18 protein-coding genes and 2 tRNA genes are annotated in these 17,603 nt (G+C 36.5%); 6 read left to right on the top strand and 14 right to left on the bottom strand.

Features of this window, described 5'->3' with window-relative positions:
• Positions 1-211: 211 nt before the first annotated feature.
• The 4 genes from rpsT to proS form a co-directional block, all read right to left on the bottom strand.
• Positions 212-463: a 30S ribosomal protein S20 gene (gene rpsT / locus GV828_RS11915; RefSeq protein WP_166537722.1), complete on the bottom strand. Its 252-nt coding sequence runs from the start codon at positions 461-463 to the stop codon at positions 212-214.
• 148 nt (positions 464-611) lie between these two features.
• Positions 612-683: transfer RNA gene (locus GV828_RS11910), tRNA-Glu, on the bottom strand.
• Between the two features lie 36 nt (positions 684-719).
• Positions 720-791, bottom strand: a tRNA-Glu gene (locus GV828_RS11905).
• 78 nt (positions 792-869) lie between these two features.
• Positions 870-2,348, bottom strand: a complete 1,479-nt coding sequence (gene proS, locus GV828_RS11900) for a proline--tRNA ligase (RefSeq protein WP_166537721.1) — start codon at positions 2,346-2,348, stop codon at positions 870-872.
• Between the two features lie 100 nt (positions 2,349-2,448).
• Here proS and GV828_RS11895 point away from each other — a divergent pair, with 100 nt between their 5' ends.
• Positions 2,449-3,438 (top strand): hypothetical protein, encoded by a 990-nt coding sequence (locus GV828_RS11895; RefSeq protein WP_166537720.1) that lies wholly within the window; start codon positions 2,449-2,451, stop codon positions 3,436-3,438.
• A gap of 72 nt (positions 3,439-3,510) precedes the next feature.
• The gene (locus GV828_RS11890) at positions 3,511-5,004 is read left to right on the top strand and encodes an OmpP1/FadL family transporter (protein WP_166537719.1); all 1,494 of its coding nucleotides are present in this window, start codon (positions 3,511-3,513) and stop codon (positions 5,002-5,004) included.
• A gap of 45 nt (positions 5,005-5,049) precedes the next feature.
• Here the strand turns inward: GV828_RS11890 and GV828_RS11885 are convergent, their stop codons facing one another.
• Complete coding sequence (locus GV828_RS11885) at positions 5,050-5,862, bottom strand: M23 family metallopeptidase (protein WP_166537718.1); 813 nt, start codon at positions 5,860-5,862, stop codon at positions 5,050-5,052.
• A gap of 131 nt (positions 5,863-5,993) precedes the next feature.
• Between GV828_RS11885 and rimO the strand changes: the two genes are divergently transcribed.
• Positions 5,994-7,316, top strand: coding sequence for a 30S ribosomal protein S12 methylthiotransferase RimO (gene rimO / locus GV828_RS11880; RefSeq protein WP_166537717.1), 1,323 nt, complete (start codon positions 5,994-5,996; stop codon positions 7,314-7,316).
• Between the two features lie 69 nt (positions 7,317-7,385).
• Positions 7,386-7,787, top strand: a complete 402-nt coding sequence (locus GV828_RS11875; protein WP_166537716.1) for a hypothetical protein — start codon at positions 7,386-7,388, stop codon at positions 7,785-7,787.
• Here GV828_RS11875 and GV828_RS11870 read toward each other — a convergent pair.
• Entirely contained in the window at positions 7,784-9,976 is a 2,193-nt protein-coding gene (locus GV828_RS11870) for a B12-binding domain-containing radical SAM protein (protein WP_394350657.1), read from the bottom strand. The two genes, GV828_RS11875 and GV828_RS11870, sit on opposite strands and share 4 nt — an antisense overlap.
• 242 nt (positions 9,977-10,218) lie before the next feature.
• The gene (locus GV828_RS11865; protein ID WP_166537714.1) at positions 10,219-10,959 is read right to left on the bottom strand and encodes a hypothetical protein; all 741 of its coding nucleotides are present in this window, start codon (positions 10,957-10,959) and stop codon (positions 10,219-10,221) included.
• A gap of 129 nt (positions 10,960-11,088) precedes the next feature.
• On the opposite strand from GV828_RS11865, the gene bshC reads away from it, so the two are divergent.
• Together bshC and GV828_RS11855 are read left to right on the top strand one after the other, a co-directional pair.
• The gene (bshC, locus tag GV828_RS11860; RefSeq protein ID WP_166537713.1) at positions 11,089-12,687 is read left to right on the top strand and encodes a bacillithiol biosynthesis cysteine-adding enzyme BshC; all 1,599 of its coding nucleotides are present in this window, start codon (positions 11,089-11,091) and stop codon (positions 12,685-12,687) included.
• 233 nt (positions 12,688-12,920) lie between these two features.
• A complete protein-coding gene (locus GV828_RS11855; RefSeq protein WP_166537712.1) occupies positions 12,921-13,340 on the top strand; it encodes a nucleoside-diphosphate kinase in 420 nt (139 codons plus the stop codon).
• 60 nt (positions 13,341-13,400) lie between these two features.
• Here the strand turns inward: GV828_RS11855 and GV828_RS11850 are convergent, their stop codons facing one another.
• The 7 genes from GV828_RS11850 to GV828_RS11820 form a co-directional block, all read right to left on the bottom strand.
• Positions 13,401-13,697, bottom strand: a complete 297-nt coding sequence (locus tag GV828_RS11850) for a DUF721 domain-containing protein (RefSeq protein WP_166537711.1) — start codon at positions 13,695-13,697, stop codon at positions 13,401-13,403.
• Positions 13,678-14,109, bottom strand: coding sequence for a hypothetical protein (locus GV828_RS11845; protein WP_166537710.1), 432 nt, complete (start codon positions 14,107-14,109; stop codon positions 13,678-13,680). The genes GV828_RS11850 and GV828_RS11845 overlap by 20 nt, the downstream gene beginning before the upstream one ends.
• Before the next feature lie 243 nt (positions 14,110-14,352).
• Positions 14,353-15,327 carry a signal recognition particle-docking protein FtsY gene (ftsY, locus tag GV828_RS11840; RefSeq protein WP_166537709.1) on the bottom strand — a complete coding sequence of 325 codons (975 nt, stop codon included), beginning with the start codon at positions 15,325-15,327 and terminating at the stop codon, positions 14,353-14,355.
• 296 nt (positions 15,328-15,623) lie between these two features.
• On the bottom strand, positions 15,624-15,776 hold the full coding sequence (locus tag GV828_RS11835; protein WP_008238127.1) for a DUF4295 domain-containing protein: 153 nt from the start codon (positions 15,774-15,776) through the stop codon (positions 15,624-15,626).
• A gap of 45 nt (positions 15,777-15,821) precedes the next feature.
• Complete coding sequence (rpmG, locus tag GV828_RS11830; protein WP_166537708.1) at positions 15,822-16,004, bottom strand: 50S ribosomal protein L33; 183 nt, start codon at positions 16,002-16,004, stop codon at positions 15,822-15,824.
• A 26-nt stretch (positions 16,005-16,030) separates the two neighbouring features.
• Positions 16,031-16,267 (bottom strand): 50S ribosomal protein L28, encoded by a 237-nt coding sequence (gene rpmB, locus GV828_RS11825; RefSeq protein ID WP_166537707.1) that lies wholly within the window; start codon positions 16,265-16,267, stop codon positions 16,031-16,033.
• A 74-nt stretch (positions 16,268-16,341) separates the two neighbouring features.
• Complete coding sequence (locus GV828_RS11820; protein WP_166537706.1) at positions 16,342-17,592, bottom strand: competence/damage-inducible protein A; 1,251 nt, start codon at positions 17,590-17,592, stop codon at positions 16,342-16,344.
• Between the last annotated feature and the right edge of the window lie 11 nt (positions 17,593-17,603).

Genomic DNA, 17,603 nt, shown 5'->3' with positions numbered 1-17,603 from the left:
ATACAAAACAGAATAATGTTTCTCTAAAACTAACTTAACACATTCTAATTTAAATGCGTAATCATACTTAACTTTTCTTTCCATAAAAAATGCCCCAAATAGTGTCTAACTTTTTGGGGCATGTTCAGCGTTCTCTTTTTTCATTTTGGGATTACCCAAAAAAAAACCTCCACAAAAGTGAAGGTCTTAATGATTTGTATTAACACACAATTTACATAGCTGAAACGTGCTTAGTTAATTTAGATTTCAAATTTGAAGCTTTATTATTGTGGATGATGTTTTTCTTAGCCAATTTATCGATCATAGAAATTACACCAGCCAATTTAGAATAAGCATCAGATTTATCAGTTGACAAACGCAAAGCTTTAATAGCATTACGAGTTGTTTTGTGTTGATATCTGTTTAATACTCTTTTCTTTTCGTTACTTCTGATTCTTTTTAAAGCTGACTTATGATTTGCCATTTTCTTTTTAATTTAATTGTAATTGATAAAAAATACTAGTTAAAAAAGAAAAACCTCCCACAATTAAAAATCACTTTGGTTTTAACTAATAAAACAAAAACCGAGACACTGATTTTTGTTTTATAAAACTAATTTACAACTAATTTTGTAGTCCGTAGGGGAATCGAACCCCTGTTACCAGGATGAAAACCTGGCGTCCTAACCCCTAGACGAACGGACCTTGCAATCTTTTTAAAGTTATAAAAATTTAACTTTGTAGCCCGTGGGGGAATCGAACCCCCCTTACCAGGATGAAAACCTGGCGTCCTAACCGATAGACGAACGGGCCATGCTTCTTGATTGCGGATGCAAAAATACAACTATTTTTTATTCGCACAATAGTCAGATGCATTTTTTTTATTTTTTTTTAATACGCTTTCGCAAAAAGCACTCTCCCAGACGATGGTTTGCCTGTCAACACGCAGCTTCCCGCCTCTTCTACTCTATCCAAAGCAATACATCTGATGGTTGCTTTTGTGAGGTCTTTAATCTTTTCTTCCGTCTCAGGGGTTCCATCCCAATGAGCCGAAATAAAACCTCCTTTATTCTCTAAAACATCCTTAAATTCCTCAAAAGAATTTACCTCCGTAATGTGGGAATCTCTATAATTCAATGCTCTACCAAATAAACTCTCCTGAATTTCATCAAGTAAGGCCTGAACGTGATTCACGATATTGTCTTTGAGAACAACTTCTTTGGTTAAATTATCTCGTCTTGCTACTTCAAATGTTCCATTTTCTAAATCTTTCGGTCCAACGGCAATTCTTACCGGAACACCACGAAGTTCATGCTCTGCAAATTTAAATCCAGGTTTATGAGTGGTTCTGTTGTCAAATTTTACTGAAATTTTTAGTTTTTTGAACTGAGAAACTAAAGTATTGGCTACTTCAGAAATGGCTTCAAATTCTTCATCTGTTCTGTAAATGGGAACAATAACAACCTGAATTGGCGCTAAATTTGGAGGTAAAACAAGACCATTATCATCAGAATGGGTCATAATTAATGCCCCCATCAATCTAGTTGATACACCCCAAGACGTTCCCCATACATGCTCTTGTTTTCCTTCTTGGTTGGCAAATTTCACGTCAAATGCTTTCGCAAAATTTTGACCTAAAAAGTGAGATGTCCCAGCTTGCAAGGCTTTACCATCTTGCATTAACGCTTCAATACAATAGGTTTCTTCAGCTCCAGCAAAACGTTCGGTTTCAGTTTTTAAACCTTTTACCACCGGTATTGCCATAAAATTTTGAACAAAATCAGCATAAACATTCATCATTTGCTCAGATTCTGCAATCGCTTCCTGTCTTGTTGCATGAGCTGTGTGACCCTCTTGCCAAAGAAATTCTGCTGTTCGTAAAAACAATCTGGTTCTCATTTCCCAACGAACTACATTTGCCCATTGGTTAATAAGCAATGGTAAATCTCTATAGGATTGAACCCAACCTTTATAAGTTGACCAAATTATCGCTTCACTTGTAGGACGAACAATTAATTCTTCTTCGAGTTTTGCGTTAGGATCAACCATTAACTTACCCGGATTTTGCTCATCGTTTTTTAAACGATAATGCGTTACAATTGCACATTCTTTAGCAAATCCTTCAGCATTTTTTTCTTCAGCTTCAAACATGCTTTTCGGAACAAACAAAGGGAAATAAGCATTTTGATGTCCTGTTTCTTTAAACATTCTATCTAATTCTGCTTGCATTTTTTCCCAAATTGCATAACCGTATGGCTTGATTACCATACAACCTCTAACGCCCGAATTTTCGGCAAGATCTGCCTTGACAACCAGTTCATTATACCATTTTGAATAATCTTCTGATCTTTTGGTGAGATTTTTACTCATGTTGAATATTTTGGCACAAATATTGTTTAACTTTATTTAACGAAATAGTTCAGCAAAACTAACTAATTTTGTATTGTCCAACAATAAAATTGCTCGCGATATGAAAACTAATTACTTTTCTTCGAAAACAGTCTCCACTTATTCATTGATTGGACTACTGACAATTTTCCTCACTTCTTGTTCATCTTACCAAAACGCATCGTATTATGATACTGATGGAATTTACCAAAGTAGCCGTCCTAATGAAGAAAGAGTTGTGGAAACTTCAACCGGAAATTATCAACCTGGGTACTTTCAATCTTTACAAGAAGACCCAGAATTTTTTACTGATGTAGATAATTACCAATCCTCTTATCAAGATAATGATAGCGTATATGTTTCCCAACAAGGTTATCCTGCATGGGGAAGCTCTTCGGATAATGTTACCGTAAATTTTTATGATAATAGCTGGGGATGGAACGCCGGCTGGGGACTTGGCTGGAATAACTGGTACGGTCCTGGATGGGGGTGGGGACTTGGTTGGAACAATTGGGGTTGGAACAATTGGGGTTGGAATGGATGGTATGGTCCAAGTTGGGGCTGGGGTCTTGGCTGGAACAATTGGTACGGCGGTTGGGGTTGGAACAACTGGGGTTGGAATAATTGGCATGGAAATAATTTTTACCGCCACTCTACTTACTCATACGGAAGACGTGGTAATTACATCAACAATACTGCTGGAAGAAATAGAAATTCTTATTCTACCAATGGTAACGTGAGATATAGAAGTAACTCTTACAACACCGGCCGAAGAAATGATGGTTATAACACTAATAACGTGGGAACCCGTTTTAATTCTTCAAATACCGGAAGAAATTCCAACTACAATTCTAACACAAGACCGGCGAATACTAATCGAAACAACTCAGTTACCCCCTCAAGAAATTATAATAATTCTACTCGAAACACCCCTACGCGAAACTCAGGCACAAGAAATCAAAATGTAACTCCTTCAAGAAGTTACTCTCCAAGTCCATCTTCTGGTGGTGGAAGCCGGGGAAGTTCTGGTGGTGGTGGCGGAAGATCTGGTGGCGGAGGTCGCAGAGGTTAATCCAAAATATTTAGATATACCTATACTGTTTTCAGCATGGGTATTTTTTTGAACCAAATTGAAAATTTTGTTATGAAAAAATATTTATTCCCTTTAGTAACAATTGTTGCAACCTTTGTAGCGAATGCTCAAGAAGTGAACGATGCATTGCGCTATTCTCAAGACAATCTCACCGGAACAGCACGTTTTCGAGCAATGAGTGGAGCTTTCGGCGCTTTAGGTGGAGATTTTTCTTCCTTAAACGTAAATCCTGCCGGTGGTGCGATTTTTACCACCAATCAAATGGCGGTTACCTTAAGTAGTATCAATACTAAAAATAAGTCGGATTTTTTTGGTACCAAAACTGAAGACAGGGAAAACGCTTTTGATTTGAACCAATTAGGTGCCATCTGGGTATTTGAAAACAGAAATTTAGAAAGCAATTGGAAAAAATTTAGCGTTGGTATCAATTATGAAAACGCCAATAATTTCGATAACCGTCAGTTTTCGGCTGGATTGAATCCACAAAATTCGATTGCTAATTATTTTTTAAACTACGCAAATGGTATTCCGTTGCAGAACATCACGGGAACTCCGTTTGAGGCCATGACTTTTGCTGAGCAACAAGCTTATTTTGGGTACAATGGATTTCTCATTAATCCTTCAACCAATGTAGGGAATAACACCGCCTACGTTTCAAATGTTCCGGCTGGTGGTAATTATTTCCAAGAAAATACAGTTTTTGAATCGGGTTACAATGGAAAAATTTCCTTCAATGGAGCATTTCAATATACAGACAAATTTTATTTTGGATTAAATTTAAATGCGCATTTCACGGATTACACCAGAAGAACCAGTTTTTACGAAGATTATCTCGACACTCCAGGAAGTTCTCCAACAACAGGAGTTCAATCACTCAGATTTAACAATGAATTATACACTTACGGAAGCGGATTTTCGTTTCAATTAGGAGCCATCGCAAAAGTTACTGACGAATTACGACTTGGTTTGGCTTACCAATCTCCAACTTGGATGACTCTTTTTGACGAAGGTTACCAAAATATTGTAGTTGATTGTGCTGATTGTGGTGCCGGAATCATTGATCCGGGTACAATTATTATTTATCCGGAATATCGCTTACAAACGCCTGGAGAATACACAGGAAGTTTTGCTTATGTCTTCGGTGACAAAGGTTTGATTAGTGTTGATTATACGATGAAAGATTACAGCAGTGCTAAATTTCGCCCGAATGATTCTTTTTTTAACACCAGAAACAATGAAATCGAGTCAATTTTAGATGCTACTTCTGAACTTCGTGTTGGTGCCGAAGCGCGAGCAAAACAATGGAGTTTCCGTGGTGGTTACAGATTTGAGCAAAGTCCCTACAAAAATGGTCGAACCGTTGGTGATCTTCACGGATTCTCTGCCGGTTTAGGATATGATTTCGGCGGAACAAGATTAGATTTGGCTTATGCCTATTCAAAAAGAGACTTCAACCAAGGCTTTTTTTCGCAAGGTCTTGTTGATGCCCCAACGATTGAAGCCATCAACAATAATGTGTCGCTTACCTTATTATTCAGTCTTTAATTTTTTCAAAAAAAATATACTAAGCCGGAAACATTCCGGCTTTTTTTATGGTTTATTATACGATTTTCCTTCAGCCAAAAATTCAGTTTTCCCTGATATAGTTTCAAATTTCGTTTTTAGCGATTGCCGTCCTGTTTCAATATTTGGAACAAAAACAAAAAAATGCAAATGTGGTCCGGTTGACCAACCTACGTTACCACTCAAAGCTACAACCGTTCCTGCCTCTACCCGATCGCCTTTTTTCACTCGAGCCGAATTAGTGTCAATGTGGGTATACTCAGCAAAAGTGCCGTCATCATGAAAAATGACCACAAAATTATTAAATTCCGCACAAGCTTTTTTCGGGCAAGATTCAGTGTTTTTATCTTCAACATCTACCACAATTCCGCCACGAGATGCCAAAACTTCTGTTCCAATTGGCATTGAAAAATCCAGAGCAAATTCTCCCTGATGCGAAATTTTTCCGTTATAACCCTGAATTACGGCGAACGATTTCCCAGACTCGTAAGGCAATTGGTAAGGAAAATCCGCATCATATTTTTTCAAATTGATGTCACCTAAAAAAAATGAACTTTGGTATTTAAAATTAAAGGCTTTTTTCAAATTTACAACGGAAAGATTCGTGATAGCAAAGCGTTTCGCTTGAGCTGGAACCAAAATATAACTTTCTTTCAAACTGCTTTTCATGTTTAGCAATTCGCTTCGGAACAAAACCGAAACCGGACAAAATTCATCATTATCCGCATAAACTACCGTTTTTCCTTCCACAAATTCGTGGTAAACTTTTACATTTCTTTGCTGCGAAAATACCGAAACCGCATTCAGAAAAAACAGCAGTAGCCATGTGTTTTTAATCATTTTCAACTTTAAAAAATAAAATTTATTGATTGCAATTTAAACAAAATTTAAATAACAAAGTTTTTATTAAACTATTCATTTAAAAAGCGTAATTTTGCACCCTTATTTCAATTTTATCGGATTATAAATCTATGAGAACCAAAACGTTAAAGAAAAATAAAATCAATGTGATCACTTTAGGTTGTTCTAAAAACGTGTACGACAGCGAAGTTTTAATGGGACAATTACGTGCCAGTGGCAAAGATGTGGAACACGAAGCTCCTGCGGATCGTGAAGGAAATATCATTGTGATTAACACTTGCGGTTTTATTGACAATGCGAAAGAAGAATCGGTTAACATGATTTTAAATTATGTCGATAAAAAAGAACAAGGAATTGTGGATAAAGTTTTTGTAACCGGATGTTTATCAGAACGTTATAAACCAGACTTGATTAAAGAAATTCCAAATGTGGACCAATATTTTGGCACCACAGAATTACCCGGATTGTTGAAAGCACTTGGTGCGGATTACCGCCACGAACTTTTAGGCGAACGCTTGACGACTACGCCGAAAAATTATGCGTATTTAAAAATTGCCGAAGGTTGTGATCGTCCGTGTAGTTTTTGCGCGATTCCGTTGATGCGAGGCAAACACGTTTCGCAACCGATTGAAAAATTGGTGAACGAAGCAAAAAGGTTGGCAAAAAACGGCGTGAAAGAACTTATTTTAATTGCCCAAGATTTAACGTACTACGGTTTAGATTTATACAAAAAAAGAAATCTTGCCGAATTGCTGGAAAACCTCGCAGCCGTTGAAGGAATTGAATGGATTCGTTTGCATTATGCTTTCCCAACAGGTTTCCCGATGGATGTATTGGATTTGATGAACCGCGAACCGAAAATTTGTAATTACCTCGATATTCCGTTGCAACACATTTCTGATTCTATTTTAAAATCGATGCGTCGTGGAACCACTCAAGCCAAAACCACAAAGCTCATCAACGAATTTCGTGAAAAAGTTCCGGGAATGACCATCAGAACTACTTTGATTGTGGGTTATCCTGGCGAAACTGAAGAGGATTTTCAGATTTTGAAAAATTGGGTTGAAGAAATGCGTTTTGAAAGATTAGGTTGTTTTGCTTATTCTCACGAAGAAAATACCCACGCTTATCTGCTCGAAGACGATGTTCCAGCTGAAGTGAAACAGCAACGTGCTAACGAAATTATGGAATTACAATCTCAAATATCTTGGGAGTTGAATCAAGAAAAAATAGGGCAGATATTCCGTGTGATGATTGATAGAAAAGAAGGAAGTCATTTCGTTGGAAGAACGGAATTTGACAGTCCTGACGTGGATAACGAAGTTTTAATTGATGCTTCAACTGTGTATTTAAAAACCGGTGAGTTTGTGAATGTTCGTATTACTGATGCCGCAGAATTTGATTTATATGGCGAAGCCATTTTAGAAAAATAATTTTTAATTATCTTTACAAAATCAGGTTTCGGCTTGATTTTTGTTCAAATTTTTAGAAAATAATTTACAATGAAAAAAATAATTCTTGTCTTCATATCATTTGCTTTTTTAGGTACGTTTGAAGGTTTTTCGCAAGTTGACAGACGGATTGGTGCAGAACAACGCTACAATAATCCACGCAAAAAAAATGCGGTTAAAAAAGATCCCGCTGAAGTTTGGGCAGATTATATGAAAAAAGAATTAAAATTGGACGATTTGCAGTACGCGGTTTTTAAAACAACATTTGAAGATCATCAGAGCCGTATTGATCAAATTATGAACAGTAACGCCAAGATTCAGGAAAAAAAAGACCAGTATAAAGTAGTAACTAACAGTATTACTGAAAAAGTTACGCTTGTACTTTCTTCAGAACAACAGAAAAAATACCAAGAATTATTAGACGAACAGGAGAAAAAAATGTTGACTAATTAAAGTACCAATAATCCTGATTCTCGGAGTTTTCGTACATTTTTTCCGTACCAAAATAATTCAAAATCTTCTAAACCGGCTGTCTCAAAGTCGGTTTTTATTTGCGCAAAAGTATGATTTTTTTCTTCCGATACCGAAATTTTCGTTAACAAATTCGCCATCCACAAACCTTCATCTTTAGAAAATTGTACCGAAATAAAATCTTTTTTAGTATGAAAATCCAGCGAAACCATTTCCCACGTTTGTCCTTTTTTGGATTTTGTAAAAACAGAGATTAATGGCTTTCCTCCTAACCAAACCACTTTCGCCGAAGGTTTTGCTTGAAGCGAATCTTCATCAGAAATCGCATTGTAAATAAAATCTTGCGGCACTTTTGTCCTTGGAATTTTAAAGTCAAACCAATCCTGAAGCGGATAGTCGAAACAAATTCCGTGCATGAAATTAAACAACGATTTTTTTAGACCGTAACTAAATTTATCATAATTAATCCCAGTTTTATCAATATGAATAATATCGTTATTGGCAAAACTACCCATAAGTTCTGTTTCCTTTAAAACACCAAATTTTTCCGGATACATCCCAACCGGACTATGAGCTGTCATAGCAAACTGATGCCAAAAACCTGATTGCAAAATTCCGGTTTCAAACATTTGCCTTACCATTTCAAGCGAATCAACGGTTTCCTGAACCGTTTGCGTAGGAAAACCGTACATCAAATAAGCATGAACGTTAATTCCTGCTTCGGTAAAATTTCGGGTCACTTTTGCCACTTGTTCAACCGTGACACCTTTTTGAATCAGTTCTAACAGCCTATCTGACGCCACTTCTAAACCGCCAGAAACAGCAATACAACCGGACGCTTTTAACAATAAACATAAATCACGGCTAAAACTTTTCTCAAACCGAATATTGGTCCACCACGTAACGGCTAAATTTCGGCGTAAAATTTCTAAAGCCAAAGACCGCATCAAAGCTGGAGGAGCAGCTTCGTCCACAAAGTGAAAACCGTTTTGCCCCGTTTGCGCAATCAATTCTTCCATTCTATCACACAAAATTTTGGCAGCAATCGGTTCGTAAATTTTAATGTAATCGAGGGAAATATCGCAAAAAGTACATTTTCCCCAGTAACATCCGTGAGCCATTGTGAGTTTGTTCCACCTGCCATCACTCCACATTCTGTGCATGGGATTTACGATTTCTATTACCGAAATGTATTGGTCCAAAAGCAAATCAGAATAATCTGGCGTACCAACTTCTGATTGTTTGTAATCTTTTTTTAGAGAATTATTTTGGTAAACAATTTCTTGATTTTTAACTAAAAACGTTCGTTTATATTGTTGATAATTAAAATCTTGAAGGTTTAAAATTATTTCTTCTAAAGGAACTTCGCCATCATCTAATGTAATAAAATCAAAAAATTCCATCACTCTAATATCCGCCAATGACCGAAGTTCAGTATTTGGAAATCCGCCTCCCATGGCAATTTTTAAATCAGGATAATTTTGTTTGATAAATTGTGCACTTCGAAAAGCACTGTATAAATTTCCCGGAAATGGAACCGAAAAACAAACCAATCCGGGTTGGATTTTTTGCATTTTCTGATGGAGGATTTCGAGCAAAATGTTGTCAATGTACGTAGGTTTTTGCTGAAGCATTTTATACAAATCGTCAAACGAATTTGCGGAACGTCCCATTCTTTCGGCATAACGGCTGAAACCAAAATTGTCATCGACACATTCAATAATTAAATCTGAAATATCTTCGAGGTATAAAGTTGCCAAATGTTTGGCTTTGTCTTGGGTTCCCATTGTCCCGAAAGCCCAATCGAGTTCGTCGAGTTGTGAAAAGCGGGAAGCTTCCGGCAAAAAATCTTCTTGGCAAATGAGGTGCGAAAGTGTAGGATTTTTTCCTTGTAAAAACAAAATAACCGAATCTATGGTTTTAAAATATTCTTGTTTCAAAGAAAGTATGCGTTGTGCGTTTTCTGATTTTGGATGCTGATTTTTTTCTGCTTCGAGAAAAAGTTTTTGGAGGCCTGTTTTTGAAAAAAGTGCCAAAATCACTTCTATTCCTAAGTCGGCTTGAAAGGAATTGATGTTTTTTGTATTGAGAAAACCCTTAATATAAGCCGTGGCCGGATATGGCGTGTTGAGTTGCGTAAATGGTGGCGTTACGAGAAAAATGGGCTTCATTTGCATTTTTTATGAATTGCAAAATTACCGCTTTTTTTTGATTGGTTTGCAGGAGATTTCCAGTAAATTGGGTTGCAGCCCGGATGGAAGTGTAAAGCCCCGAAGTGGGGAAAACCATTTTTTTCCTGACACAAAAAAGCGACTCTCGACTTTTCGGGAGAAGCTCTTTTTGTGGTATTGGAAAAAAGGTTTTCCCAATGAGGGCTTGAAGCGACAGCCGGAATTGCTGCCAAAATTATTGATTAAATCACATCTGACGGGAAAATTTCGTCTTGATTTGTATTGCGAATTTGTTGTTCTTTGAGGTATGTATTGCGGATGTATTTTTCAACTGAAAAGAAAATAAGTAGCACTAAAAATAAGGAGATGGCAATGTAATATGCGGTTCCAAGCTCAATGCTAATCATGCCGCCAAAGCTTTCCATAGCTGAAGCTGCGGCTCCAATTTCGGAATTTGAGGCTTTGATGATGAAGCCGTAAATGAGCAATGTGAGGAAACCGATGCTGGCAAAAACGATGTGCAGTATTTTTTTGTAACGGCTTTTGACGAAGCTAAAAATGAGTCCGGAGATTGCCATTAAAAACGGAATGGACATCAATACAAACATCAAAATTTTCGCTCGTTTTTCGTCTTCGGTATCGGCAGGAATTGGTGTTTCGGTTGCTTTTTCTTCGGATGAATCTGCCACATCGTTGTTCAATTCGTCGGTTTCGTCACCATAAAGATTGTCTTCTTCTTTTTCCTTTTCGGTGTCAATACCAAAAAGACTATCGGCTCCCATTTTTTTCTCTAATTCTTTGGCAAACGGACTGTCTTTCATCTTGGATTTGGCATCGTTCATGATGATATAGTCAAATCCGGAAAGGCTTACCAAATCGGTTGTGCCACATTTTATGGTAAAAAATGGTAGGAAAAAACAGATTAAAATAATGGAATATCCTGGGATTGGAAGGATGTCTGAAATGATTTTGAGTGCTTTCATAAATGGTTTGTTGAGGGTTCAAATTTATATTTTTAGGTTGAAAATCAAAGCGTTTTGTGTAAAAATTTTCAGATTAATTTCAACTGGCAATTTCGTGGTATTTGCGTATTTTTACAAAAATTTCAAACTATGCCAACTGACTGTATTAGCTATCAAAATTCGGGTTATTTTTCAAAATTAATTGTGGATTATCTCAATCAAAATCCGAAGTTACAGTCACTTTATCACAGGTTTCCAACGCTCGTGAATTTTGGCAAACAAATTATTGAAAAACAAAAAAATTTTAATCAAAGTGACAACCAAAACAGATTAGATTTGGTGGCTGTTTTGAAAAAACAATACCAAAATTTGGAGGTTTCGGAGTTGGTGAAAAATAATATTGAGTTGCTGAAAAAACCCAATACTTTCACGATAACCACGGGACATCAGCTCAATTTATTTACGGGACCTTTGTATTTTTTGTACAAAATTATTTCTACAATTAATTTAACGAAAGAACTGAAAACGGCCTATCCGGATTATAATTTTGTGCCGGTTTATTGGATGGCGACGGAAGATCATGATTTTGAAGAAATCAATTATTTCAATTTGCGCGGAAAAAAAATTCGGTGGAACAGAGAAAGTAATGGGCCTGTGGGAAGGTTGTCAACCGAAGGTTTGGAGCAAATTTTGGAGATTTTTGCGATGGAAATTGGCGTAGGAAAAAATGCAGATTTTTTGAAAAATGTATTCCGAAAATCGTATTTGGAGCATGATAATTTAGCTGACGCTACGCGATTTTTGGCCAATAAAATTTTTGGCAAAAATGGTTTGGTCATTATTGATGCTGATGATGCGCAGCTGAAGAAATCATTTGTACCTTTTGCCAAAGAAGAACTGCTGAAACAAACCTCGCATCAGAAAGTTTTGGAAACTTCGGAAGATTTAAAAGACTACAATATTCAAGTAAATCCTCGAGAAATTAATCTTTTTTACATTGAAAATGATTTGCGAGAACGAATTATTTTTGACAATAATTCTTACTTCGTAAACAACACTGACTTAAAATTTACTGAAACTGAAATTTTAAATTTATTAGAAAGAAATCCGGAAAAATTTAGTCCGAATGTGATTATGCGACCGCTTTATCAAGAGGTGATTTTACCCAATTTATGCTACATTGGCGGTGGCGGCGAATTGGCGTATTGGCTTGAATTAAAATCTTTTTTCGATTCGCAAAAAGTAACTTTCCCCATTTTATTATTACGAAATTCTGCATTGTTGGCGACTGAAAAACAAGCACTAAAAGCGGATAAATTAAATTTGAGTTGGAAAGATTTATTTTCGAAACAAGAAAATTTGCGGAACGAAAAAGTGAAGGTTTTTTCGGAAATATCTTTGGATTTTTCGGAGCAGAAACGGTTTTTGAAAAATCAATTTTTAAAATTGAGCGAAATGGCGCAAAAAACAGATAAATCGTTTACAGGTGCTGTACGAGCACAAGAAGTAAAACAACTAAAGGGTTTGGAAAATCTGGAAAAACGTTTGTTAAAAGCTGAAAAAAAGAACCACGAACAGCAACTTATAAGAATCACGAATTTACAAAATGAATTGTTTCCGAACCAAAGTTTGCAGGAAAGAACTGCGAATTTTTCGGAGTTTTACTTGGAAAGCGGCGAGGAATTATTGACGAAATTATTTGCGGAATTAAAACCTCTGGAGCAGGAATTTTCTATTGTGGTGGTGTAGTTTTTCTCCGCAAAATAGACACTGATGACTACAAAAAATCACTGACCTTTCCTCCTAACCCCGATTGAAGCGGCAATCAAAAAATTTTTTATTTTAAAAATTTTTTATAGAAGCGGAAAGCGGGACGGACGAAAACTGATGATGCGGTAATTTTCTGTTTCTAATTCTTATAAAAAAATTTTCGGCGTGTGTTAAAAAAAGACTACTTTTGCGCCAAAATAAAAAACAAACAAATGGCAACAAATAGAACATTTACAATGATTAAGCCGGATGCTGTGGAAAACGGGCACATTGGCGGGATTTTAAATATGATTACCGAAGGTGGTTTTAAAATTGTTTCATTGAAATTGACGCAGTTAACTGTGGCTGATGCTCAAAAATTTTATGCGGTTCACGCGGAAAGACCTTTTTATGGGGAATTGGTAGAATTTATGTCGAGAGGTCCGATTGTGGCTGCAATTTTAGAAAAAGAAAATGCAGTTGAGGATTTCAGAACTTTGATTGGTGCGACTAATCCGGCGGACGCTGCTGAAGGAACGATTCGTAAAAAATATGCGAAATCTATTGGTGAAAATGCAGTTCACGGAAGTGATAGTGATGAAAACGCGGCTATCGAAGGCGCTTTTCACTTTGCTGGTAGAGAGCAGTTTTAATTGATGATTTAAGATTTTCTATAATAAAAATCCCGTTTTTCAATCGAAACGGGATTTTTTTTATCTTAATATTATTTCAGTAACAAGCTCTCGGCGAAATTCTTCGTTAATCATTTTGATGATTTTTTGTTTGCCGTAACTTAATTCTTCTCGCAAAACTGCGGAAGTGAGTTCTACGTAAAGCGTATTTTTTTTCAAAACTACGTTTCTTGTATAACTTTTTACGCCATTTCCCATTAGCGAACCCCAAGCTTCTTGGATGTTGACCTGATCAATTCCGGCTTGAAGCTTGTTGTTTTCAATGATGTGCTTGAGCACTTCTCCAAGGGAGTTTTCGTTACTTAATCTCTTCGCCATCTAAAAAAGGTTTTGCTTTTTTGTAATGATATTCGATGTTTTGCTGGTTTATTATAAGCATATTTTCGTCAGAAATTGATTTTAATTCTTCCTGCCACGTGGCGTAATCTGTTTTGTATTTCAGGAAAATTTTTCCGTCGTTTTCAATTATCTCAACAGATTCCGATGAATCGTCGGTTAAAAATTTGCCGTTAAATTGTGGACTGACTTTTTTACGAAAACCTTTGTAATCAGCGTTTATTTGAAAAAAATCATAATTAGTGTTAGTCTGATATTCTTTCTCAGAACCGTCTGCCATTACAACTTTTTCGATTTCCCAGTAACCGTTAAGCTTTTGAGCGTTTTCTTTAGAAACCTTATGGCATGAAAGCATTAAGAAGAAACTAAAAAAAAGGAGGAATATTTTTTTCATTACAATAATTTCAGAGCCGATTACTTTTTAGAAACGGCTGTTTTTTTTTTCGGAAATTTTGGTTGTTTTTTTTCTGTTGAAAAAATTTCTCGCTGCCATAAAAAAAGCCAACCAACCTAAAATCGAAAACAAATAATACACTGGTTGAATTCTTTTTTCAAACAGGCACGCCACAAGAATCAAAACTACAAATAAAATGTAGAGATGTAACGGTTGTATGTTTTTGACGGAGAATGGCATTATTTATTTAAAAAACGAATCTACAAATTCATATTTGTTGAAGACTTGCAAGTCGTCAATGCCTTCTCCTACTCCAATGTATTTTACGGGAATTTGAAACTGATCAGAAATGCCGATTACAACGCCACCTTTTGCGGTTCCGTCAAGTTTGGTAACGGCTAAAGCTGAAACTTCGGTTGCGGCGGTAAATTGTTTGGCTTGTTCGAAGGCGTTTTGTCCGGTTGAACCGTCGAGCACTAAAAGCACGTCGTGTGGTGCATCGGGAATTACTTTTTGCATCACGCGTTTTACTTTGGTCAATTCGTTCATTAAATTTATTTTGTTGTGCAAACGTCCTGCTGTATCGATGATGACTACGTCAGCATCTTGAGAAACTGCGGATTGTAGAGTATCAAAAGCTACGGATGCGGGATCGCTTCCCATTTGTTGTTTGACGATTGGCACGCCAACTCTATCGGCCCAAATTTGTAATTGGTCGATTGCCGCGGCTCGAAAAGTATCTGCTGCTCCAAGAACTACTTTTAATCCGGCTTTGTTGAATTGATGTGCGAGTTTACCGATTGTGGTGGTTTTTCCTACTCCATTTACGCCAACAACCATGATGACGTATGGTTTTTTATTTTCGGGAATTTCGAATTGTGTGGCTTCTCCGGTGTTGGTTTCGGAAAGCAATCCTGCGATTTCTTCGCGAAGGATTTGGTTGAGTTCGTCGGTTCCTAAATATTTATCGGCGGCAACGCGTGCTTCGATTCGTTCGATAATTTTAAGTGTGGTGTTCACGCCTACGTCTGAGGCAACGAGGATTTCTTCGAGGTTGTCGAGTACTTCGTCATCTACTTTTGATTTTCCGGCAACGGCTTTGGTGAGTTTTGAAAAGAAGGAGGTTTTAGATTTTTCTAATCCTTTGTCGAGCGATTGTTTGTCATGTTCGCTGATTTCCTTTTTTTCTGACGAAAATAGTTTCTTAAAAAAGCTCATTTTGATGGATGTTAGGTATTTCGGATTGATTGGGTGTTTTATTTTTTTGACAATCTTGGTTCCAAAAGTTTAAAGAAGGCGAAGGCGTTTTTTAAATAGCCCCGATTAAAGCGGAAATCCTTTTTATTAATTGACCCGGGAAATTTGGGGTAATTGATAAAAAGATTGTAGCGGAAAGCGGGAATTGCGTTTAAAAAAATGCCTAATGATGGGCTTCTTAAAATTTTAGGACAAATATAAAAATAAAAAAGCTACTTCCGTATGAAAGTAGCTTTTTGATATGCTCTGTTTGTGAATTATTTCTTTTTTAAGAAATCGTCAACAAGTTCTGGAGCCATAACGCTTTCTACGAAAGTGTATGCACCAGTTTTAGGAGATTTTACCATTTTAATGGCTTTTGTTAATCTCTTTGAAGCGGTTTGTAGGGTTGCTACGGTTTTCTTTGCCATGATTGAAATAAGTTTATGAAATTTTTACTAAATAAAAATTCCTTATTATTTAATTTCTTTGTGAACAGTTACTTTTTTAAGGATTGGATTGAATTTTTTAATTTCTAATCTATCCGGAGTATTTTTTTTGTTCTTTGTTGTAATGTATCTTGATGTACCTGGTTGACCACTTGTTTTGTGCTCTGTACATTCTAAAATCACTTGGATTCTGTTACCTTTCTTTGCCATCTTGCTGTATATTTATTAGGAAGGAATTATTTGATAAATCCTTTTGCTTTAGCTTCTTTCAAAACTGCCGCGATTCCATTTTTATTGATAGTTTTTATTGTAGATGCAGCTACTCTTAGAGAGATCCATCTGTCTTCTTCCGGAAGATAAAAACGTTTTTTAACTAAGTTTACAGAAAATTTTCTCTTAGTCTTGTTCATGGCGTGAGAAACGTTGTTTCCTACCATCGCTCTTTTACCTGTAAGGTCACAAACTCTTGACATTATGCTTTTCTTTTATCGTTATTCAAAATCAGGGTGCAAAGAAACAAAAAATAAACGTTTGTACAAAATAATTGTTAGAGATTTTTTAAAATTTCTTCTTTGAGCATTTCGAGGGCTTTGTTTGTGGCTCTTTCGATGACTATTTCTCTGTGTTTTCCGAAGTTAAATTCTTTTGAAATTGTTTTTTCGGGGGTTGATAAGGCGATAAAAACGGTTCCTACTTCGGCATCTGAGTCTCCTTTTGTGGGACCTGCATTTCCGGTGGTTGACAAAGCGTAACTGGATTGGAAAACTTTTTTGGCGCCATTTGCCATTTCTTCTGCTACTTCTTGGCTTACAACCGATTTTTTTTCGATGGTTTGCGGGTTTACGGCTAAAACAGAAATTTTACTTTCGGTAGCGTAGGTTACTGCGCCACCTTTGAAAAATTTTGACGATCCGGGAATGGCGGTTAATTTTTGAGCCAATAATCCGCCGGTACAACTTTCGGCAACAGCAAGGGTAAATTTTTTGTCGGTTAATAAAGTGGCAACGCTTTTTTCTAACGAATCATTGTCGTTGTAACCGATGATGATATCGCCAATGATTTGGTTTAAAGCGGAAATTTGTTGGTTCAAGGCTTCGTGAAGGGTTGTTTCGTTTTCGCCTCTGGCAGAAAGTCTTAGTTTTACTCTCCCTAAACTTGGTAGGTATGCGAGTTTGATGAAATTTGGCAAATTATTTTCCCAGTTTTCAATGCGTTCTGCTACTAAACTTTCGCCTTGACCGTAAGTAAGAATATTTTTGTGAACAATAAAATTGCGTTTGTATTCCCGACTAATTTTAGGGATCACTTCGTTTTCCATCAAATATTTCATTTCGTATGGTACTCCGGGAAGTGAAATAAATACGGTCTTTTCTTTTAGCATCCACATTCCGGGAGCTGTTCCGGTTGGGTTGTAAAGCACGGTACACTTTGATGGTACTAATGCTTGATCAATATTTAATTGTGTGATGGGACGCTTGTAATATCCTTCGATGAGTTGGGTAACATGGTCTAAAACTTTTGGATCCGAGATTAATTGGTCTTGGAAATAATCGCAGAATGTTTTTTTGGTGACATCGTCTTTGGTTGGTCCTAAACCTCCGGTAATTAACACTAAATCTGTTTTATTTTGAAGGCGATTAAAAGTGTTTAAAATCACATTTCTATCATCGCTAATGGATAGCATTTCGGCAACCTCAATTCCTATTTTATCTAAAGATTTTGCTATAAAACTTGAATTAGTATCGACAATTTGACCGATTAAAATTTCGTCGCCAATGGTTACAATGGTTGCTTTCAAAACTTAGAATA

Origin of the sequence: Flavobacterium ichthyis, assembly GCF_009915155.1 — a bacterium.
Lineage (GTDB): Bacteria > Bacteroidota > Bacteroidia > Flavobacteriales > Flavobacteriaceae > Flavobacterium > Flavobacterium ichthyis.
The sequence above is the reverse complement of the archived record's forward strand: the minus strand, read 5'-3'. Positions and strand labels throughout refer to the sequence as shown.